Source organism: Streptomyces sp. NPDC001889 (assembly GCF_053594535.1).
In genome coordinates, this window is sequence record NZ_JBSFER010000020.1 from 38,549 (window position 1) to 58,552 (window position 20,004).

The window sequence follows — 20,004 nt, forward strand, 5'->3', positions numbered from 1 at the left end:
CGGCACACGAGGAGCGGGGACGGAAGCCGTGCGGCGGGGGCCCGCACGCCCCCGCCGCACGGCGGTCCCGGCCACGGCCGGCGCCCGCCGGCCGTGGCCCCGACCGTACCGCCGTTCGAGGTCCGCGTCAGTCGAAGACGACCGTACGGCGCCCATTGAGCAGAATCCGGTGCTCGGCGTGCCACTTCACCGCGCGCGCCAGCGCCTGGCACTCCACATCGCGGCCCACCGCCACCAGCTGCTCCGGCGTCACCCCGTGGCCCACCCGCTCGACCTCCTGCTCGATGATCGGGCCCTCGTCGAGGTCGGCCGTCACATAGTGCGCCGTCGCGCCGATCAGCTTCACCCCGCGCGCGTGCGCCTGGTGGTAGGGCTTGGCACCCTTGAAGCTCGGCAGGAAGGAGTGGTGGATATTGATGATCCGGCCGCTCAGCTCCCGGCAGAGACCGTCCGAGAGCACCTGCATGTAGCGGGCGAGCACCACCAGCTCCACCCGCTCCGCGCGCACCAGCTCCAGCAGCTCGGCCTCGGCCTGCGGCTTGTTCTCACGGGTGACCGGAATATGGCGGAAGGGGATGTTGTACGAGGAGACCAGCTCGGCGAAGTCGGTGTGGTTGGAGACGACGGCGGCGATCTCGACCGGCAGGGCGCCGATGGAGGAGCGGAAGAGCAGATCGTTGAGGCAGTGGCCGAATCTGCTGACCATCAGGACGATCCGCATCGGCTCCTCGGCGAGATGGATCTGCCAGTCCATCTGGAAGGAGTCGCCCACGGCGGCGAAGCTGGCCCGCAGCTTGTCGACGGTCACCGGGGCCTCGGCGGAGAAGTGGACACGCATGAAGAACAGACCCGTGTCCTGGTCCCCGAACTGCTGACTGTCCTCGATGTTGCAGCCGGTGATGAAGAGATAGCTCGACACGGCGTGGACGATGCCCTGTTTGTCCGGGCAGGCGAGGGTCAGGACGTACTGGTCGGTCATCCTCGTAGGGTGCCATATCCGGCGCGCCGGGCCGGGCGGCGTCCACGACGCGGTCGTGCCGTACGGACCCGGGGCCTCAGGCCGTACGGGTCATGATCCGCAGCACATCGAGCGAGCGCGGCGGCGCGTCCGGGTCGTCGCCGTCGCCGGCCGCCAGCCGTATATGGGCGTCGCGGCAGGCCCGGACCGCCTCCGGCCAGCCGTGGTGTGCCATATAGGCCGAGACATGGGCGTCCGCCCCGACCTGGTGCATGATCCGCAGCACCCGGAGCACGGCGACATCGACCAGCGCCGCCTCGCCCGAGTCGCGGAAGATCGTGCCGACGTACTTCTCGGCGGACCAGTTGTCCAGCCAGGTGTCCTCGACCAGCCGGTAGACGGCGTCGGTCACATCTCCGTACCCCTCCAGGCCGGTGAGCCAGGCCTCCTGCTGGAACGCGGGGTCGGAGAGCATGTGAAGCGCGGAGCGCACCTGCGCGCGCCAGCGCCACCACGGCATGTCGTTGAGTGGCATACCGCCCATGGTGGATGAGCGACGCCCACGACGGGAAGAGGGGACCGGTCCTTGCTGGTGCACGCCGTCGATCGTACGTTCCTCGGCGGCGCGGTCCGCGGGCCCCCCGCAATTCACCTGTCCGTCACCCGGTGTTGACGGCCGCACACTCCGCCGTTACCCGGTGGCGGAAGGGTGACGGGTCATGACCCGCAGCCGACGCACGACCTTCCCCCGCTCCCTCCGCCCCTCGGGGAACGGACCCCGGGCCCGGGCCCCGCGCGGTGTGCCGGGGGCCGTCCTCGCGGCCTCGGTGGCCGGGGCACTGGCGGTCTCGGGCTGCGGGGTGGTCCCCGGGGTGGGCGGGGGCGGCCCCGGGCCGCTGAAGGTGATGACCTTCGCGCCGGAGAAGACCCAGGCGACCAATATGCCGGGAATGCCCGCGATGGCGCATGCGTACGCCCGCTGGGTGAACTCCCGGGGCGGACTCGACGGGCGGCGGCTCCAGGTCATCACCTGCAATGAGCGGAACACCGCCAAGGGGGCGTCCGACTGCGCCCGGCAGGCGGTCAGGGAGGAGGCGGTGGCGGTCGTCGGCTCGTACAGCCAGCACGGCGACGCCTTCCTGCCGCCGCTGGAGGCCGCGGGAATCCCCTTCATCGGCGGGTTCGGGATCTCGGACGAGGAGTTCGACAGCTATCTCTCCTACCCGGTCAACGGCGGCCAGCCGGCCCTGCTCGCCGGGCACGGCATCCAGCTCGCGGACGTCTGCCGGCGGGTCGCGCTGGTACGGCCCGACTCCATCACCGGGGACCGGCTGCCCCGGCTGCTGAACGCGGGCCTCGCCGAGGGGGACACCCCGACCACCGATGTGCTCGCCCCCGAGGACGCGACCGACTACACCGAGGCCGCACGGCGGGCCCGCGCCGAGGCGGGCGCCCCGCCCGGGGGTCCCGCGGGGCCGGGCTCCGGGGCGGGGCCGGGCTCCGGGGAGGAGGAGCGGCCCGGCTGTGTCACCGCCGCGCTCGGCGACCGCACCGAGACCTTCTTCGACTCCTTCCGCCGGCTGCCCGACGACGAGGCGCGGGTCAGGGTCTCCTCCGTGCTCGGCAGCGTCGGCCAGCCGCTGATCAACCGCACGGGCGGCCGGAACGGCCCCTTCGAGGGCGCCTTCGTCACCGGCTGGTACCCCGACTCCGGGGACGAGCGCTGGGCCGGGATGAAGCGGGTGATCGACGAGCACGCCTTCGGGGACAACCGGGTCGACCCGGCCGATCCGGGGGTGCAGACCACCTGGATCGCGTACACCGTCCTCCGTACCGTCGTGGAGTCGCTGGACGGCGACGAGATCACCGCGCGCCGGGTCGCCGACGCCCTGGACGACGGGGTCCGGGTGACGACCGGCGGGCTCACCCCCGAACTGCGCTGGGAGTACCGGGACATGCTGGGCATCCCCGGCTTCCCCCGGATCGTCAATCCGCGCGTGACCTTCCAGGAGGTCCGCGACGGCCGGCTGGTGGCGCAGCGCGAGGGGTTCGTCGACGTCAGCGAGACACTGACCGATTCGGTGTCCCTGGTGAACTGAGGGAGCCGCCGGGGTCAGAGCTGGTGGCTGCGGCGCTGGGGGAGGCCGTGGGCGGTGGCGATCGGGTTCCAGAGCTCCGACGCCTCCTGCTTGGCCTCGGTGGCCTCGCCGCTGGCGGCGTTGCCCTGGGCCGCGCGCTTGGTGGTACGGGCCTTGCCGCCCTTGCAGCCCTTCTTGCCGCCCACCTGGTCGGCCCAGGCCGCGTAGTGGTCGTCCGCCGCCGCCGACGCCCGCCAGGCGTCGGTGAGCGACTCGGAGAGATCCTCGTGCTCGGGGAGCTTGCCGACGTCCAGCCCCGACAGCCGGGTGACCAGGGAGCGGCGCTGCTCGGCCGCGTCCCGCAGATCCGCCGCCGCCTGGCCGAGGTTCGCGCACCGGCGGATGTTCGCCACCGAGCGGATCACCGCGTCACGGCTGTTGTTGCTGTCGGCGAGGAGCTTGTCGAGGGCCTTCGCCTGGGTCTTCACCGGGTCGTCGGCGGGCGGCGCCGGGGCGGGGGCGCTGGCGCTGGGGCTGGGCGCGGCGGAGGTGGCCGCCGCGTTCGCCCCCGTACCGGGGTCCTTCTTCCCGCCGTCGCCGCCCCCGAACACCAGGGCGCCGACGCCGAGGCCGAGGACCGCGCAGCCGACCACCACGGCGGCGATCAGCGGCATCCCGGAGGACTTCCGGCGGCGGGGCGCGCCGGGGCTCTGCGGCTGCTGCTGCGGGGCACGGCGGTGGGAGCCCCCGCCCCCGCCGCCGCTGCCCGGCTGCGGGGCGGGCGGGAAGTGGGGCGGCTGCTGGTGCTGGGGCTGCTGGGGGTGCTGCTGATACGGCTGCTGTCCGCCGGGCGGGGGGCCCGCCGCCGGAGCGGCGGCGGAGCGGAAGAGGTTGTCGAACTCGGCGGGCGGCTGCCGGTCACCGGGTGCCCCGGGACGGATGCCGTACGGCGCTCCCGGAGGCGGCGGCGGGACCGGCGGGGTCTCCTGGCTCCGGTGGCCGGGCGGGCCGTCCTGGCGGCGGTGGGCGCCGCGGTGCGCCGGCGGCCCGGCCACGCTCTCGGGCGGCAGCGCCCCGGCGCCGACGGGAGGGATGACCTGCGTCGCGTCCGAGGGCTCCGGCGGGACGGGCGGGATCACCCGGGTCGCGTCCTGGACCGGCGGCAGGTACTGCGTGCTGTCGGCGGCTCCCCGCACCGGCGGCGGGTACGGGGCGCTCTCCGCCGCGCCCTGGACCGGCGGCGGGTACTGCGTGCTCTCCGCCGCGCCCTGGGCCGGCGGCGGGTAGTGCGTGCTGTCGGCGGCTCCCTGCACCGGCGGCAGCGGGCCCGGTCCGACCGGCGGTATCACCTGGGTCGCGTCCGGGAAGCCGTGGCCGGCCGGGTACCGCGCCGCGTCCGAGGGCTCCGGCGGGACGGGCGGGATCACCTGGGTCGCGTCCTGGACCGGCGGCAGGTACTGCGTGCTGTCGGCGGCTCCCTGCACCGGCGGCGGGTACTGCGTGCTCTCCGCCGCGCCCTGGACCGGCGGCAGGTACTGCGTACGGTCCGACGCGCCCCCGGCGGGCATCCCCGGCGGCGCCTGCGGGGGCAGCGGCTGGGACCGCACGCCGTACCAGTCGGGCGCTCCCTGGGGCGGCTGCGGCACGGAGGGCTGCGGCGGCTCCGGCACGGGGGCCTGCGGCGGCGCGGCGGCCCACGGCGCGCCGGGCGCCGGGGCCGGGCGCTCGCCCGGGGCCCGGGGCGGCCACGGCTCGGAGCCGTCGGACGGCAGTACGACACCCTCGTGCGCCGGCCGGGCGGCGGGGAGCCGGTCGTCACCCTGTCCGCTGTGCGTCACCAGGACTCCTCCATGTGGACCTACGGGAACGTCGGTTCACGCTACCGGGTACCTCGGGTCCCGCCGCACACCCGCCTCGGACCAGGGCGGACAAGCCCCCACAAGCCGCTGTTGGGAGCAGGTCTGTGACGGTCCTCACGCCCGACCGGCGACGCTCAGGCGGCCTGGAGCTCCACCCGGGCGGCGAACTCGCGGACCGCCGGCTCGTCCGCGTACGGCTCCAGGCGCTGCTGGAACTCCTCCAGATACTCCGCGCCCCGGCTGGAGCGCAGCCGGGCCAGCAGCTCCACGGCGCGCGTGCCCGTGTGGCAGGCCTGCTCCACCTCGCGCTGCTGCACCTGGGCCGTGGCCAGCAGCACGAGCCCGATCGCCCGCCGCCGGGCGCGGGACTCCGGATGCCCGTCGAGCGCCTGTGCCGCGTGGTGCGCCGAGGCCTCCGCCTGGCCCAGGTCGCGGTAGCAGTGCGCCAGTTCGTCCGCGAGGTAGGCGTGGTCGAAGTGGGTGATCCAGGCCGGGTCGTCGCCCGTCTCCGGCTCGGCCCGCTCCAGGGCGGCGATCGCCCGGCCCGCGACGGCGTGGCAGGTGCGGGAGTCCCCGAGGAGGGCGTGCCCGCGCGCCTCGGCGGCCAGGAACATCGACTCCGCGCGCGGGGTCACCTGCCCCCGGGCCCCTTCCTGGGCGGCGCGGGCCAGTTGGGCGATCTCCCGCGGATTGCCGAGCTGGGCCGCGAGATGGCTCATGGAGGCGGCCAGCACATATCCGCCGTAACCGCGGTCGCCGGCGGCCTGCGCCAGCCGCAGCGCCTGGATGTAGTAGCGCTGGGCGAGCCCCGGCTGTCCCGTGTCGACGGCCATGTACCCCGCCAGCTCGGTGAGCCGGGCGACGGCCGCGAACAGCTCCCGGCCGACGTGCTCCCGGTAGGAGCCCGAGAGCAGCCCGGAGACCACCGAGTTCAGATAGTGGACGACGACCGGGCGGACGTGTCCGCTGCCGAAGCGGTGGTCCAGATCGGTGAGCGCCGCGGTCATCGCCCGGACCGCCTCGACGTCGCAGACGCCGACCCGGGAGCCCGCCGTCCGCGCCACCTGGGAGTCCGCTCCGGTGATCAGCCAGTCGCGGCTGGGCTCCACGAGCGCGGAGGCCGCGACCGAGGTGCCCGACAGGAAGTCGCGGCGGCCCACATCGCTCCGCCACAACTCGCAGACCTGCTCGATCGCGCCGAGGACGGTCGGCGAGAACTGGAGCCCGACGCCCGACGCGAGGTTCTTGCCGTTGGCCATCCCGATCTCGTCGATCGTGACGGTACGGCCGAGTTTGCGGCCCAGCGCCTCGGCGATGATGCCGGGCGCCCGCCCGCGCGGCTGCTGTCCGCGCAGCCAGCGGGCCACCGATGTCTTGTCGTAGCGCAGGTCCAAACCGCGCTCCGCGCCGACCATGTTGACGCGACGGGCGAGGCCGGCGTTGGAACACCCGGCTTCCTGGATGAGCGCCTGCAACCGTTCGTTCGGCTGTCGGGCGACGAGAGGCCTGGCTGCCATGAATACCCCCTGAGGCCGCGGTGATCCACGCAGGGATCATTGCCCGGCTGTATGCGGAGAATGCAGAATTGACGGACTTGGTCTGTTTTTTCCAAAGCGCTGCCGGCGTCGGCCGCTCACGGAGGTTCTCGCCCAGCCCTCGTACCGTCTTCGCATGTGCTCCGGCGCAGGCGACATCCCGTCCCTCTTGTACACGTAGCTACCCGCCACGGGGGCCCGTCCCCGTGCGCGCCCCCATCCGTGCATCGATGCGCCCCATATGCGGGATCATGATCGCGGGGCGGGCCGTAGGGTGCCCGTAACTCAAGGTGACGGTGGGAGTTGAGTGGTCGTGGAAGAGACCATCGGAGTCAGAGAATCCGCGGAGATCCCCCAGCAGAGAGGTGAACAACTGCTGGACCATGCGGTGCGATACGCGGAGGAGCGGCACTGGGACGTGTTCCCCGGCACCTGGCTGGAGGCTGCCGACGGCAGGGAGCACTGCTCCTGCGGCGACACCGCCTGCGCGGCACCGGGCGCCCACGCGGCGAAGCCGGACTGGGCGAGCCAGGCGACGGGCAGCGCCACCGCCGCCCGCCGGCAGTGGGGCAGGAACCCCACGGCGTCGATCCTGCTGCCGACGGGCCGCACGTTCGACGTCCTCGATGTCGCCGAGTCGGCGGGCTTTCTGGCGCTGGCCCGGCTGGAGCGGATGGAGCTGCCGCTCGGCCCGGTGGCCTGCACCCCGGACCGGCGGATGCTGTTCTTCGTGCTGCCGGGCGCGGTGGCCAAGGCGCCGGATCTGATCCGCGGTCTGGGCTGGGCGCCCAGCGCGCTGGATCTGACCGCCCGGGGCGAGGGGCAGTACGTCGCGGCCCCGCCGACCCGGGTCGGCGGCCGGGGGGCGGTGCAGTGGGCGCGCAAGCCCACCAGCGCCAACCGGTGGCTGCCGGACGCGGAGGAGCTGATCAGCCCCTTGGCGTACGCCTGCGGACGGGACGCGGTGGCGGCCCGCACCCGGGGCGCTTAGCCGGTGCCTCCATAAGGTGGACCGTACACAGACGCGTACATACCAAGATGGCGCGGGATGAACGGGACACCGAAAGGCAGGCATCACCATGCCGGACAACCGGGCGACAGAGGCCGGGGGCACAGGTGCGGGCGGGGCAGAGACTGCGCCGCCCGCCGTTCGCGTGGAGGGCCTGTGGAAGCGGTTCGGCGACCAGATCGCCGTCTCCGGGGTCGATCTCACGCTGCCCGCGGGCAGATTCATCGGACTGGTCGGGCCGAACGGCGCGGGCAAGACGACGACCCTCTCGATGGTGACGGGTCTGCTCCGCCCGGACCAGGGCCGGGTGGAGGTCGCCGGGCACGACGTCTGGCGGGACCCGGTCGGGGTGAAGTCCAGGATCGGCGTGCTGCCGGAGGGACTGCGGCTCTTCGAGCGGCTCTCGGGGCGGGAACTGCTCGCCTACAGCGGGCGGCTGCGCGGGCTGCCGGGCGCCGAGGTCGACAAGCGGGCCGCTCAGCTTCTGGACGTACTGGATCTCGCGGGCTCGCAGCACAAGCTGGTCGTGGACTACTCGACCGGGATGCGGAAGAAGATCGGGCTGGCGTCGGCGCTGCTGCACAATCCGGAAGTGCTCTTCCTGGACGAGCCGTTCGAGGGAGTCGACCCGGTCTCGGCGCAGACGATCCGGGGTGTGCTGGAGCGGTACACCGCGTCGGGGGCGACCGTGGTCTTCTCCAGTCATGTGATGGAGCTGGTGGAGTCGCTGTGCGACTGGGTCGCCGTGATGGCGGCGGGCCGCATCCGGGCCCAGGGGCCGCTCGCCGAGGTGCGGGGCGGCGCGCCCTCGCTCCAGAGCGCGTTCCTGGAGCTGGTCGGCGCGAGCGGCCGGGCGGACCATGAGGCGCTGGACTGGCTCGGCGTGGGCTCCCCCTCCACGTCGGGTCCGGGCTCCGGCGCGGGTTCCGTCGCGGGTCCGGCCGGGGGTTCTGTTCCGGGTCCGGCCGCAGGCTCCGCTTCGGGTCCGGCCGCAGATTCCGTTTCGGGTCCGGCCGCAGATTCCGTTTCGGATTCCGCTTCCGGTCCGGCCCCGGGCTCTGCTTCGGGTCCGGCTCCCGGTTCCGCTTCCGGTGGTGTGCGGTGAGCGTGGCCGCCGGGGCGGACCGCGCCTCCTCGCCCCCGTACCCCGTGTCCGGTGCCGGCGCGGCGGGCGGTGGGCCCGGCGCCGTGAGCACGGGACGGCTGACCGTGATCTTCCTGCGGCTCAAGCTGTCGCTGCTCCGCAACGGACTGCGCCAGTCCGCCACCCGCACCACCGTCTTCGTGATCTCCCTGGTGCTCACCCTGCTGGTCGCCGCCCTCCAGCTCCTCGGGCTCGTCCTGCTGCGCGGCAGCGACCAGGCGGCGACCGTCGCCGTGCTGCTGGCCGGGGTGCTGGCGCTCGGCTGGGCCGTGATGCCGCTGTTCTTCCCGGGCGGGGACGAGACGCTGGACCCGACCCGGCTGGTGATGCTGCCGCTGCGCCCGCGCCCGCTGGTCTCGGCGCTGCTGACGGCGTCCCTGGCCGGCATCGGGCCGCTGTTCGCGCTCTGCCTGCTGACCGGCTCGGCCCTCGCCCTCGCGCACGGCACGGCCGCCGTGCTGGTGTCGCTGATCGCCGTGCCGCTGGCGCTGCTGGTGTGCGTGGCCCTGGCGCGGGCCGTCGCGGCGGGCAACATCCGGCTGCTCACCTCCCGCAAGGGCCGCGATCTGGCGCTGCTGAGCGGTCTGGTGGTCGCGATCGGGTTCCAGTTGGTGAACTTCGGCGCCCAGCGGCTCGGCCGGGCGGGCGGGGTGTCCGCGCTGGAGCCCGCGGCCGAGGTCGTGCGGTGGCTGCCGCCGGCCGCCGCGATCGGCGCGATCGACTCCGTGAGCGAGGGCGCGCACGCCATGGCCCTCGCCCAGCTCGCGCTCTCGGCCGGGGCCCTGTACGCCCTGCTGTGGTCCTGGCGGCGGAGCCTGACCACCCTGATGACCACCCCCGACGGCTCGACGCTCGGCGCCGCCGGGAAGCCGTCCGCCCGCGGGAGGTTCCCGGGCGGGCCGCACCGGCTGCTGCCCGAGGGGCGCACCGGCACCGTGGCTCGGCGCACCCTGCTCTATGTGTGGCGGGACCCGAAGACCAGGGCCGCCTGGGTCTCCGGTCTCGTGATCGGGCTGCTCGTACCGCTGTTCAACGCCTACCAGGGGATGGGCTCGGTCTACTTCGCGAGCTTCGCCGCCGGGATGATGGGCATCCAGATGTACAACCAGTTCGGGCAGGACACCTCCGCCTTCTGGATGGTCGCGCAGACCATCTCCTCGACCGGGGACGCCCTCGCGGAGCTGCGGGGGCGGGCGCTGGCGCTGCTGGCCATCACCCTCCCGTACACCGTCCTCGTCAATGTCGTCGTCGCGGCCGTGGTGGACGACTGGCGGGGGCTGGCGCCCGCGCTGGGGATCTCGCTGGCGCTGCTGGGCGCGATGCTGGGGACGGGGGCGGTGGCCTCGGCCCGGTTCGCGTACTCGATCCCGCAGGACAGCGCGTACAAGAACGTCGTGCCGGGGCAGGCGGGGCTCGCCTGGATGTCGATCCTCGGCGGGATGGTGATCGCGGCGGTGCTCTGCGCCCCGCTGATCGCCGCGGCGGTCTGGATGCATCTGACGGACGCGCACGCGGGCCTGTGGCTGCTGCTGCCGGCCGGCGCGGTGTACGGGCCGCTGATCGGCTGGGCCGGTCTGCGGATCGCCGCTCCGCAGACGGCGAACCGGCTGCCGGAGATCCTGGCGGCGGTCAGCAAGGGATGATCCGGGGCTCGCTGTGAGTGGTTTCCCGTCGATGCCGGGTGGCTGAAGAAACGTACCGCTGGATCGTCTTCCCAGCTCAACCGGTTGTTTCGAAGTGAACCACTCAAGATTGTCCATATGCCGGACGCCTCTCGGGGGCGTCCGGCACCCGGGCCGAACAGCCCAAACGACCATTCGGTCACCCCTGTTTCCGTGGACACGGCCGGAAAGCGGCGATCGACGTGCGCTCACCGTGCGCTTACGCAAGACTCCCCAGCGCAATCACCCTCAGAGCGAAGGAGTTCCACCGATGCGTTCCGTACGCAGCACGATCGCCGTCGCGGCGGCCCTGGCCCTCGGCGGGGCCGTGGCGGCCTCGGCGCGGGCCGCCGAGCCCACCGAGCGGCCCGCCTCCCACGCCGGGCTGTACGCGCCCTCCGCGCTGGTCCTCGGCATCGGCAAGGGCACATCGGCGGCCGAGTCGACCGTCCAGCGGGCGGTCACCCTCAGCTGCGCCCCGCGCGCCGAGGGCACCCACCCCTCGCCCGCCGACGCCTGCGGCGAACTCCGCGCCGTGAACGGCGACTTCGCCGCCCTGCCGTCGACACAGCCGCAGGCCCTCTGTACGCGCGAGTGGGACCCGGTCACCGTCACCGCCGACGGCGTGTGGCGCGGCGAGCGCGTCGTCTGGTCGGCCACGTACAACAACGGCTGCGAGAGGGAAGCGAGCCTGGGCGGGGCGCTCTTCTCCTTCTGAGGCGGCTCCCGCCGGTGCCGGTGCCGCCGGTGCGGCTTGGCGCCGGTGCCGCCTCGGCCGATGCGCTCACGGGCGCGGCTTCCGCCGGTGCGGCTTGGCGCCGGTGCGCCGGGCAGGGCTCACGGGGCCGGGCAGGGCCCCGGGGGTCCGGTGGGGGCGGGCGGCGGATGACGGCGTGCGGGCCACCGGTGGGTCAGGGGCCGGTGGCCCGCACGCCGTCGCTGTCGCGGGCCAGATCCCGGGGGAGGGCGGCGAGGAAGGGCTCGATCGCCGCGCACCACTCCTCCGGCCGGTCGCAGTGCGCCAGATGACCGCCCTCCGCCAGCTCCGCGTACTGGCCGAGGGGGAGGACTCTGACCATCTCCTGGGCCTCCGCGCGGCCCAGCTCGCCATCCGGCCCCCGGACCACCAGGGCGGGGCAGGGGACCTGGGCCAGCTGGTCCCAGTGGGCGTCGTGCACCCAGGGGGCGCGGGAGCTGAGCATCTGGCGGCGGGAGAAGACCGGGCGCCAGCCGTCCTCGCCCTCGGCCATCACCCGGGCGAAGAACTCCCCGCGCGCGGGGGTGGGCCGCTCGGCCCACGGGTCGTCCGCGCCGAACCAGCGGTGGACCTCGGCGACCGAGGCGAAGGGCAGCGGCCAGGAACGGAACCACGCCTCCCACTCCCGCTGCGACGCGGCCCCCAGCGCGGCGGCCCGCATATCGGAGATGATCAGCGCTCCGACCAGGTCGGGGCGGCGGGCGGCGAGCTGCCAGGCGGTGAGCGCGCCCATCGAGTGGCCGACCAGGGTCACCGGGGCGAGGTCCAGCTGTTCGATCGCGGCGACGGCGTCGGCGATGTACGCCTCCCGGGTGAAGGGACCCTCGGGCGGCTTCTCGCTGGCGCCGTGGCCGCGCTGGTCGAGGGCGACCACCCGGTGGCGGCCGGCCAGCCGGGCCGCCACGGGGGCCCAGTGCTCCGCGCATCCCATGAGGCCGTGGAGCAGCAGCATCCCCGGGGCGGGCCCGGGCCCGCCCCGCTCGCCGGAGGCCGCTCCGGGCCCGCCCTGCCCGCACCCCGCCGGCGCCGCCGGCGGCCCGCCCGGCGCTCCGTCCGCCGGGGGGCAGCCGGGATCGGCCCGGGGCTCACGGCTGCCCTTCAGCGGATCGGCGAATTCCCAGGCGGCCAGGTGCACGCCGTCGGCTCCGGTCACATCGATGCGCCGCGCCATGTGGCCGGCACCCCCTTCTCTCCCCCGGTCGACCCACTCAGCCTATCGAACTCTCATTCGAATACACGGTTCTGGCGTACAACACCCCTCGTTTGAGTGACCGCTCATCAGGAATGACTCCTGCCGGTGGGGGGAGATCTCCTGCGGGAGGCGGGCCGCTCGGGGAAGACGGTCCGTGGGGAATGACCCTGGGAGCTCGGGGCTCCGGGTCAGTGCAGGGGAGGGCAGGCCCCGGCGCCCTAGGGCGCCGGGGCATTCCTGTCGCGGGCGGAGGCGCGGAAGGACGCACCGGCCGGGCCGCCGCACGGGGAGGGCCGCACCGCGCGAGGGCGGTGCCGGCCGAGTCCGAGGGGGACGCGCCCCGGAGGAACGCGCCCCGGAGGCGGCTCCGGAGCGGACGGGGGACGGACCCCGCGTCCCTTCCGGGAACCCGCACGGCGCGGGGCCGGCCCCCGGGCCACGGAGTCTCCCGCGCCGGCGAGGCCGGGCGGGTGTGCCCCCATCACCGGCGGGGCCGAGTGACGGGCGGTCCAGGCGGACGGGTTCGCGTATCGGGGGCACCGCTGAGCACAGAGGGGCGCACGACGGGCGCATCACCCTGATCCCTCCCCGGCCGAGTGTCATATGCCTCGGCAACAGCGTCGCACGCGAGGCACCCCGGGCGCTTCCCTTCCGGTGCGAACCGGCCGGGAAGGCCGGTGATAGCCGGTGATGGGGCGGAATTTCGCGGCAGAGGGCCCCCGGGAGGGCAGGGGGCGCACAGTGGGGAGACAGAGGGCGCACAGTGACAACCGGGGCCGGGCCGGACGGCCGGGGCTCCCGGCCGGGCACCTCCGAGGGCCCGGCCCGGGCGCGGGCTGCGAACCCGCGCCCCTTCTTCTCCCGCTTCCGGTGTTTCCGGTTCTTCTTCCTGTGTTCCCTGTACTTCTTGTGCTGCTTGTACTTCTTGTACTGCTCGTACTGCTCGTACTGCTCGTACTGCTCGTACTGCTCGTGCTGCTCGTGCTGCTCGTGCTGCTCGTGCTGCTCGGGAAGGTGTCAGCGCTTGGCGACGAAGACATGCGAGGCGACATCCGCCTCCAGCTCGGCCGCCTCTCCGCTGCTGCCGACCAGCACCCCGCCGGCCGACTCGGTCACGCTCACCACCGAGCCGGGCTGCACCCCCGCGCGGCGCAGGGTGTACATCAGCTGGGCGTCGGTCTGGATCGGCTCGCCGATCCGGCGGACGACCACGGTCTTGCCGTCCACCCCCGGGTCCAGATCGGCCAGCGAGACCATGCCCTCGTCGAGGAAGGGATCGGCCTCGGCCTTCTCGCCCAGCTCCTCCAGGCCCGGGATCGGGTTCCCGTAGGGCGACTCGGTGGGGTGGCGCAGCAGCTCCAGCACCCGCCGCTCCACCGCCTCGCTCATGACGTGCTCCCAGCGACACGCCTCGGCGTGGACCTGCTCCCACTCCAGGCCGATCACATCGACGAGGAGACACTCGGCGAGCCGGTGCTTGCGCATCACGCGCGTCGCCAGCCGCCTGCCCTCGTCGGTCAGCTCCAGATGGCGGTCCCCGGCGACCGTCACCAAGCCGTCCCGCTCCATACGGGCCACGGTCTGGCTGACCGTGGGACCGCTCTGGTCCAGCCGCTCGGCGATGCGGGCTCGCATGGGAACCACACCTTCCTCTTCCAGTTCGAGGATGGTGCGGAGGTACATCTCCGTGGTGTCGATCAGTCCGGACATACGTGCCCCTCGATGAAATCGTGCGCTGCGGCCCCGGAGTCAATTCTTACGCATCCCAGTGACAACCGTGCTGACGCCGGGAGAAGCCGGCGGGCGGAGCCGGTGTCAGAGACTCTAGGGACAGTATTGACAGGGCAATGGTCCAGACCGCAACGTGATCGGCGGCACGGGTATTCCCGAAACTGCGTTCCGCATCCGGAAAGGGCTCAATGATGAGCGAGAGCAAGCTGGCCGGTCAATTCTTCGACGCCGCGATCGGTCTGCTGCAGCGTGTACGGGACGAGGAGGCGGGGAGCATCGCCGCCGCCGGGGAGGCCATCGCGGACACCATCGCCGCGGAGGGCAAACTCTTCGCCTTCGGCGCCGGGCACTCCTCTCTCGCGGCGCAGGACGTGGTCTACCGGGCGGGCGGTCTCGCCCTGATGAATCTGCTCGCCGTCCCCGGCACCCTCGGTGTCGATGTCATGCCGGCGACGCTCGGCTCCGCGCTGGAGCGGGTGGACGGGCTGGCGGCGGCCGTGCTGGACACCAGCCCGCTGACCCGCGGCGATCTGCTGGTGATCATCTCGCTCTCCGGGCGGAACGCGCTGCCCGTGGAGATGGCGATGAACGCCCGGGCGCTCGGTATCACGGTCATCGGCGTGACCTCGGTGGCGTACACGGAGCAGACCAGGTCCCGGCACAGCTCCGGCACCTTCCTCAAGGACCACTGCGATGTGGTCCTCGACTCCAAGATCGCGGTCGGGGACGCGGAGCTGACGCACGAGGGCATCGAGGCGCCGTTCGCACCCGCGTCGACCGTGGTCACCAGCGCGCTGATGCAGGCGACGCTGGCGGCGGCGGCCGAGCGGCTGGCGGAGCGGGGCGTCGAGCCGCCGATGCTGCGGTCCGGGAACGTGGACGGCGGCTACGAGTGGAACGACCGGGTGATGCGGGAGTACGGGGACCGCATCTTCTACCGCCGCTGAACCGTCCGCCCGCCGGGGCCGCCGGGGCGCGGTGAGCGGGGGCACGGAGCGGTCCCGGCCCGGCGGGCGGGGGCGGCCACGGGCGGGGGGGCACAGGTCGCGGCGGTGCGCCGGCGGGACGGTGGCCGCCACCGCGACAGGCCGTGTGCATCGGGTCGATCGCCGCCCGCCGCCACCATGGGGACGCGTAAAAGCTCAGCAGATCCACATCGGACCGGGCGGAGTTGGCGCGGATGCCGGTGATCACCAGCGCTCCGGCGATCAGCGAGCCCTGGACCGAGCGCAGGGAGCGCAGCTCGATCCATTCGGCGGCGGGAAGACCGGAGAACCGGGCGTCCCCGGGCCGGCGGCGGGTCGTCGTCATCGGCGCTCCCCCGAGAGACGGCCGGTGTGGCCGGCGGTCAGCTCCGGGGAGGCCCCTTCGAGGGAGGTCGTCCGGGGGGTCAGCTCGTGGAGCATCACACGGTGCTCGAAGGCCAGTTCGGCCGGTCGGGGCGCGTCGAGCCCGGTCACCGTGTACGAGCCGTCCGGTGCGCGCTCCAGCGAGCCCGTGGCGGTGGCGGTCACCAGCGCGGTGAGCGCGACGGGGTCCGGTGCCCGGACGGTCACCCCGCGCCGGCCGCCCCGGGCGGCGGACTCCGCCGGCGGTCCGGAGGCGATCAGCTCTCCGCGCCCGGTCACCGGGATGTCGTCGGCGGTGTGCTCCGTCTCGGACATCAGATGGCTGGAGACCGGGACCGTGCGGCCCTCGGCGGCCGGCCGGCGGGACCAGACCCCGCAGCCACAGCACCCCTTCCGGGTCCAGGCCGTTGAGCGGCCCGTCGAAGAGCAGCACCGGCGGGTCGCCGAGGAGCGCGGCGGCCATCCCGGGCCGCTGTCCCGTCCCCAGCGAGAACCCGCCGACCCGCCGGCGCACCGGGACCGTGCGGCCCTCGGCGGCCGGCCGGTGACGCCCGACGCCATCGCTCCGGGCCGGCACGGCCCGCCCGGGTGGTCGCGGAACGGACGGCCGCCGGCCTGTCCAACACGGAGGTCCCCGGGCGGCTCTTCATCAGTGTGGCGACCGTGAAGGCGTGCATGACCCGTCCGCCGGCCAGGCTCGGCGCCCGGGACCGGGCGCAGTTGGTGTTCATCGCGCAGGAGCGGGGGCTGGTGTCACCGGGCGGCTGAGCGGTGCCGCACCGGCGCACGGGGGCTCAGTCGGGGGGCGGCGGGGCGGCGAGGTCGAGGGAGGCGGCGACCATCGCCGACATGCTCTCCGCGTACACCGCGTCGGCCCGGTCGAAGGCGGGGCGCGGGCGGGCGCGGAGGAAGGTGGCCACGCCCAGGGTGCGGCCACGGCTGCGGAGGACCGTGCAGAGGGAGTGGTTCATATCGGCGGGCCAGAGGCGGTCCTCGGACCAGGTGGCCCACGCGGAGGCGGACACCGGCACGGGCGCGCTCGCACGGACCGAGCCCGTGCGGTCGACCGCCTGGAGCGCGGGGTGGCCGGGCGGATAGCGCACGGGAATACCGCCGCCCGCGACCGGGACACAGGGGCCCGGCGCCGCCCCGGGGGTGGACGCGGTCCGGATCAGCCGGCCGCGCTCCCCCGGCTCCCGCAGATCGACCAGCACATGGTCGGCGAAGCCCGCGAGCGCGAAGTCCAGATACGCCATGGCCGCCTCCACCGGGTCCTCGCACTCCGCCGCCGCGCGGGCAGCCCGGTGGAGCTGGCTGGCGCGGAACCGGAGCCGGTCCGACTCCTGCTCGGCGAGCTTGGCCTCCGTCACATCGTGGAAGATCCAGCCGACGCCCAGCGGCACCGGCTGCTCCGCCAGCGGGGACGACAGCCGCAGGAACCCGCTCCGCCAGCAGCGGCGCCGCTCCGGCTCCCCCTCGGCACCCGCCAGGGTCACCCACATCTCGTTGATCCCGCGCGGCGCCCCCTCCGAGAGGACATGGTGGAGCGCGCCCTCCAGCTCGTCCACGCCCTGGGCCACCAGCTCACCGAGCGGCCGGCCCAGCGGGGAGGCGCTGCCGGCCCCCAGGGCCCGCGCCGCGTAGGTGTTGACCACGGTCGGCCGCAGATCGACGTCGACGAGGACCACCCCCCAGGAGGCGGTGTCGAAGAGCGCCTCGCTGAGCGCGATCGACCGCTCCAGATCGATCTGCGCGTGCACCTCGCTGAACGCGCAGTACGCCCCGGCCGGTTCACCGTCCGCGCCCAGGACCCGGGCGCACTGGGCCCGGACGAGAATCCGCCCGCCGTCCTTGCGGAGCAGCGCGAACTCGTGGACGGTGCGCCCGGGGCCGTCCATCGCGGCCATCAGCCGCCGCCGCACCTCCGGGGCGTCGGCGGGTCTCACCGCCCACCCGGCGAAGCCGCGCCGCCCGACGGCCTCCTGGGGCGCCCAGCCGAGAATCCGCTCGGCCTCACGGTTCCAGTGGGTGATCGTGCCGTCCGCGCCGAAGGCGCAGAGCGCCGCGTCCATCCCGTCGAGCAGGGCGGTCAGCAGCTCCGCCCCCGCTGTCGCCGTCGCCGTCAGCGCCGGTTCACTTTTCGAAGCACTCATCCCGGGCTCCCTCCGGACCCATTCAACTCGAACGTGACACAGGACACACCAGGTTCCGGCTGTTCGTTGTCCGTCGGAGGGGTGCAGAAAGGCTCATTTAATTCGGTTGAGCCCACGGCGGAGAGGCTTCTAGGCTGTGGAGCACACGATGAAAGGAGGTGATCCGGAAGTGATTTCTTTTCGGATGCGTGAGGTGACTGCGGGCTAGAGGCCTGCCGTCGCACCTTTGCCGGCAGGCCTCCTGCCGCAATCCCAAGCAGTCACCCGACCCGTGGGCTGCCGGTGATCCGACCGGCTTCCGACCGTTGCGTACCGACGGAAGGAAACAGGCCCACGGGTCGTCCGCGTCTCCGGCCAGGACGGGAATCCGGTCCCGGCCCCGGCCCCTCAGGGGGCGAGGCGCTCGACCCGCCACCCCTCCCCCGCGCGGACGTACCGCAGCCGGTCGTGGAGCCGGTTCTCGTGCCCCTGCCAGAACTCCACGCTCTCCGGGACGACCCGGAATCCGCCCCACTCCGGTGGCGCGGGCACCCGCTCACCCTCCGGGTAGCGGGCCGCCAGCTCCTCGTACCGGCGCAGCAGCTCCTGCCGGGAGCCGATCACCGAGGACTGCTCGCTGGCCCACGCGCCGAGCTGGGAGCCGTGCGGGCGGCTGCGGAAGTACGCCGCCGTCTCGTCCCTGCCGACCCGGGACGCGGTGCCGGTGACCTGGATCTGGCGGGCCAGCGGATGCCAGGGGAAGAGCAGCGCGGTCCACGGGTTGGCGGCCAGCTCGGAGCCCTTGCGGGAGGCGTAGTTGGTGTAGAAGACGAACCCCCGGGAGTCGTACTGCTTCAGCAGCACGGTGCGCGAGGAGGGCCGGCCGTCGGGGGTGGCCGTGGAGACCACCATGGCGTTGGGCTCGTGCAGCCCCGCCGAGACGGCCTGGCGGAACCAGTGGGCGAACTGCTCCATCGGGTCCGGGGCCAGCTCGCTCTCCAGGAGCGGGGCGGAGTGGTAGCGCCTGCGCATGACGGCGGGGTCCGGCGGGGCGCTCCCGGCGGTGGCGGGGTCGGTCATGGGGTTCATCCTGCCGCAGCGGCCGGGCGGGCGCCGTACGGGGCGGCCCGCTTCCCCGCGCCGCCCGCAGGGACCAGAATCCTCTTCCCGTCGCCTTAGCCGTACGTCCGATGAGGAGCCGCCGTATGTCCGAGTTCGTACCGGGTCTTGAGGGAGTCGTCGCGTTCGAGACGGAGATCGCCGAACCCGACAAGGAAGGGGGTGCGCTCCGCTACCGGGGGGTGGACATCGAGGATCTCGTCGGGCACGTCTCCTTCGGGAAGGTGTGGGGGCTGCTGGTGGACGGGGCGTTCGAGCCGGGGCTGCCGGCGGCCGAGCCGTTCCCCATCCCGGTGCACTCCGGGGACATCCGGGTGGATGTGCAGTCGGCGCTGGCGATGCTCGCGCCGGTGTGGGGGCTGAAGCCGCTCCTCGACATCGACGCGGAGTGCGCCCGCGACGATCTGGCGCGGGCGGCCGTGATGGCGCTGTCGTACGTGGCGCAGAGCGCGCGGGGGCAGGGGCTGCCGATGGTGCCGCAGCGGGAGATCGACAAGGCGCGGTCGGTGGTGGAGCGGTTCATGGTGCGCTGGCGCGGGGAGCCCGATCCGCGCCATGTGCGGGCCGTCGACGCGTACTGGACCTCGGCGGCGGAGCACGGGATGAACGCCTCGACCTTCACCGCGCGGGTCATCGCCTCCACGGGGGCGGATGTGGCGGCGGCGCTCTCGGGGGCGGTGGGGGCGATGTCGGGGCCGCTGCACGGCGGGGCGCCGTCGCGGGTGCTCGGGATGATCGAGGAGATCGAGCGGAGCGGGGACGCGGAGGGGTATGTGCGCGGGGCGCTGGACCGGGGGGAGCGGCTGATGGGGTTCGGGCACCGGGTGTACCGGGCGGAGGACCCCCGGGCGAGGGTGCTGCGGCGCACCGCGAAGGAGTTGGGCGCGCCGCGGTTCGAGGTGGCGGAGGCGCTGGAGCGGGCGGCGCTGGGGGAGTTGAGGGAGCGGCGGCCGGAGAGGGTGCTGGCGACCAATGTGGAGTTCTGGGCGGCGATCGTGCTGGATTTCGCGGAGGTGCCGGCGCACATGTTCACGTCGATGTTCACGTGTGCGCGGACGGCGGGGTGGTCGGCGCACATTCTGGAGCAGAAGCGGACGGGGAGGCTGGTGCGGCCGTCGGCCCGTTACGTGGGGCCGGCTGCGCGGGGGGCGGGGCAGTTGCCGGGGTACGGTGCGGCCGGCTGAGCCGTCGATGCCGGGGCCTGTGGCCCGGGGGCCGGCCCCCGACCCGGGCCCGCAGGGTGCGGGGTCCCGGGGTGCGGGGTCCGTCCTCAAACGCCGGACAGGCTGGGGTGGGTCGGCTTCGCTGGAAGGCCGAGGCCCGAGTTCCCTTCCTGTTGGCGCTTGAGCCGCGCCCACTCAGCCCCTCCGGCGATTGAGGAGCGGGGGTTCGGGGGCAGGCCCCCGACCCGGGCCCGCAGAATGCGGGGCCCCGGGGTGCGGGGTCCGTCCTCAAGCGCCGGACGGGCTGAGGGTAGCCG

At 73.9% G+C, this 20,004-nt stretch carries 16 protein-coding genes and 1 pseudogene; 8 read left to right on the top strand and 9 right to left on the bottom strand.

Annotated elements, in window-relative coordinates; translation table 11 throughout:
* Positions 1-127: 127 nt before the first annotated feature.
* Both purU and ACWCRA_RS23340 read right to left on the bottom strand, forming a co-directional pair.
* Positions 128-979 (bottom strand): formyltetrahydrofolate deformylase, encoded by an 852-nt coding sequence (gene purU / locus ACWCRA_RS23335; protein ID WP_351559448.1) that lies wholly within the window; start codon positions 977-979, stop codon positions 128-130.
* A 76-nt stretch (positions 980-1,055) separates the two neighbouring features.
* On the bottom strand, positions 1,056-1,502 hold the full coding sequence (locus tag ACWCRA_RS23340; RefSeq protein ID WP_451068504.1) for an SCO4402 family protein: 447 nt from the start codon (positions 1,500-1,502) through the stop codon (positions 1,056-1,058).
* Positions 1,503-1,677: 175 nt separating this feature from the next.
* On the opposite strand from ACWCRA_RS23340, the gene ACWCRA_RS23345 reads away from it, so the two are divergent.
* Positions 1,678-3,057, top strand: coding sequence for an ABC transporter substrate-binding protein (locus ACWCRA_RS23345; protein WP_451068505.1), 1,380 nt, complete (start codon positions 1,678-1,680; stop codon positions 3,055-3,057).
* Positions 3,058-3,071: 14 nt separating this feature from the next.
* Here ACWCRA_RS23345 and ACWCRA_RS23350 read toward each other — a convergent pair whose 3' ends face one another.
* Both ACWCRA_RS23350 and ACWCRA_RS23355 read right to left on the bottom strand, forming a co-directional pair.
* A complete protein-coding gene (locus ACWCRA_RS23350) occupies positions 3,072-4,874 on the bottom strand; it encodes a hypothetical protein (protein WP_451068506.1) in 1,803 nt (600 codons plus the stop codon).
* A 155-nt stretch (positions 4,875-5,029) separates the two neighbouring features.
* Entirely contained in the window at positions 5,030-6,412 is a 1,383-nt protein-coding gene (locus ACWCRA_RS23355) for a transcriptional regulator (RefSeq protein WP_351559440.1), read from the bottom strand.
* Between the two features lie 331 nt (positions 6,413-6,743).
* On the opposite strand from ACWCRA_RS23355, the gene ACWCRA_RS23360 reads away from it, so the two are divergent.
* The 4 genes and pseudogenes from ACWCRA_RS23360 (at position 6,744) to ACWCRA_RS23375 (ending at position 10,962) form a co-directional block, all read left to right on the top strand.
* Positions 6,744-7,421: a bifunctional DNA primase/polymerase gene (locus ACWCRA_RS23360; RefSeq protein ID WP_351559438.1), complete on the top strand. Its 678-nt coding sequence runs from the start codon at positions 6,744-6,746 to the stop codon at positions 7,419-7,421.
* Between the two features lie 88 nt (positions 7,422-7,509).
* Positions 7,510-8,322: pseudogene (locus ACWCRA_RS23365) on the top strand (ABC transporter ATP-binding protein); the annotation flags it as partial.
* Between the two features lie 266 nt (positions 8,323-8,588).
* A complete protein-coding gene (locus ACWCRA_RS23370; protein WP_451068558.1) occupies positions 8,589-10,226 on the top strand; it encodes a transporter in 1,638 nt (545 codons plus the stop codon).
* 289 nt (positions 10,227-10,515) lie between these two features.
* Positions 10,516-10,962: a subtilase-type protease inhibitor gene (locus ACWCRA_RS23375; RefSeq protein ID WP_351559434.1), complete on the top strand. Its 447-nt coding sequence runs from the start codon at positions 10,516-10,518 to the stop codon at positions 10,960-10,962.
* 193 nt (positions 10,963-11,155) lie between these two features.
* Here ACWCRA_RS23375 and ACWCRA_RS23380 read toward each other — a convergent pair whose 3' ends face one another.
* The gene (locus ACWCRA_RS23380; protein WP_451068507.1) at positions 11,156-12,172 is read right to left on the bottom strand and encodes an alpha/beta fold hydrolase; all 1,017 of its coding nucleotides are present in this window, start codon (positions 12,170-12,172) and stop codon (positions 11,156-11,158) included.
* A gap of 1,038 nt (positions 12,173-13,210) precedes the next feature.
* Entirely contained in the window at positions 13,211-13,903 is a 693-nt protein-coding gene (locus ACWCRA_RS23385) for a metal-dependent transcriptional regulator (protein ID WP_351559662.1), read from the bottom strand.
* Positions 13,904-14,115: 212 nt separating this feature from the next.
* On the opposite strand from ACWCRA_RS23385, the gene ACWCRA_RS23390 reads away from it, so the two are divergent.
* Complete coding sequence (locus tag ACWCRA_RS23390) at positions 14,116-14,871, top strand: SIS domain-containing protein (RefSeq protein ID WP_351559664.1); 756 nt, start codon at positions 14,116-14,118, stop codon at positions 14,869-14,871.
* A gap of 360 nt (positions 14,872-15,231) precedes the next feature.
* On the opposite strand, the gene ACWCRA_RS23395 is transcribed toward ACWCRA_RS23390, so the two are convergent.
* Complete coding sequence (locus ACWCRA_RS23395) at positions 15,232-15,588, bottom strand: hypothetical protein (protein WP_451068508.1); 357 nt, start codon at positions 15,586-15,588, stop codon at positions 15,232-15,234.
* A 273-nt stretch (positions 15,589-15,861) separates the two neighbouring features.
* On the opposite strand from ACWCRA_RS23395, the gene ACWCRA_RS23400 reads away from it, so the two are divergent.
* Positions 15,862-16,041: a LuxR C-terminal-related transcriptional regulator gene (locus tag ACWCRA_RS23400; RefSeq protein WP_451068509.1), complete on the top strand. Its 180-nt coding sequence runs from the start codon at positions 15,862-15,864 to the stop codon at positions 16,039-16,041.
* A 26-nt stretch (positions 16,042-16,067) separates the two neighbouring features.
* Here ACWCRA_RS23400 and ACWCRA_RS23405 read toward each other — a convergent pair whose 3' ends face one another.
* Both ACWCRA_RS23405 and pdxH read right to left on the bottom strand, forming a co-directional pair.
* A complete protein-coding gene (locus ACWCRA_RS23405) occupies positions 16,068-17,426 on the bottom strand; it encodes a PAS domain-containing protein (RefSeq protein WP_451068510.1) in 1,359 nt (452 codons plus the stop codon).
* A gap of 387 nt (positions 17,427-17,813) precedes the next feature.
* Entirely contained in the window at positions 17,814-18,485 is a 672-nt protein-coding gene (pdxH, locus tag ACWCRA_RS23410) for a pyridoxamine 5'-phosphate oxidase (protein WP_351559671.1), read from the bottom strand.
* A gap of 125 nt (positions 18,486-18,610) precedes the next feature.
* Between pdxH and ACWCRA_RS23415 the strand changes: the two genes are divergently transcribed.
* Positions 18,611-19,708, top strand: coding sequence for a citrate synthase 2 (locus tag ACWCRA_RS23415; RefSeq protein WP_351559672.1), 1,098 nt, complete (start codon positions 18,611-18,613; stop codon positions 19,706-19,708).
* The last annotated feature ends 296 nt before the right edge of the window (positions 19,709-20,004 follow it).

Bases quoted from the DNA above. Each gene is read 5' to 3' on its own strand.
- purU (WP_351559448.1), bottom strand. From the start codon at position 979: ATGACCGACCAGTACGTCCTGACCCTCGCCTGCCCGGACAAACAGGGC.
- ACWCRA_RS23340 (WP_451068504.1), bottom strand. From the start codon at position 1,502: ATGGGCGGTATGCCACTCAACGACATGCCGTGGTGGCGCTGGCGCGCG.
- ACWCRA_RS23345 (WP_451068505.1), top strand. From the start codon at position 1,678: ATGACCCGCAGCCGACGCACGACCTTCCCCCGCTCCCTCCGCCCCTCG.
- ACWCRA_RS23355 (WP_351559440.1), bottom strand. From the start codon at position 6,412: ATGGCAGCCAGGCCTCTCGTCGCCCGACAGCCGAACGAACGGTTGCAG.
- ACWCRA_RS23375 (WP_351559434.1), top strand. From the start codon at position 10,516: ATGCGTTCCGTACGCAGCACGATCGCCGTCGCGGCGGCCCTGGCCCTC.
- ACWCRA_RS23380 (WP_451068507.1), bottom strand. From the start codon at position 12,172: ATGGCGCGGCGCATCGATGTGACCGGAGCCGACGGCGTGCACCTGGCC.
- ACWCRA_RS23385 (WP_351559662.1), bottom strand. From the start codon at position 13,903: ATGTCCGGACTGATCGACACCACGGAGATGTACCTCCGCACCATCCTC.
- ACWCRA_RS23390 (WP_351559664.1), top strand. From the start codon at position 14,116: ATGAGCGAGAGCAAGCTGGCCGGTCAATTCTTCGACGCCGCGATCGGT.
- ACWCRA_RS23395 (WP_451068508.1), bottom strand. From the start codon at position 15,588: ATGTCCGAGACGGAGCACACCGCCGACGACATCCCGGTGACCGGGCGC.
- ACWCRA_RS23405 (WP_451068510.1), bottom strand. From the start codon at position 17,426: ATGAGTGCTTCGAAAAGTGAACCGGCGCTGACGGCGACGGCGACAGCG.
- pdxH (WP_351559671.1), bottom strand. From the start codon at position 18,485: ATGACCGACCCCGCCACCGCCGGGAGCGCCCCGCCGGACCCCGCCGTC.
- ACWCRA_RS23415 (WP_351559672.1), top strand. From the start codon at position 18,611: ATGTCCGAGTTCGTACCGGGTCTTGAGGGAGTCGTCGCGTTCGAGACG.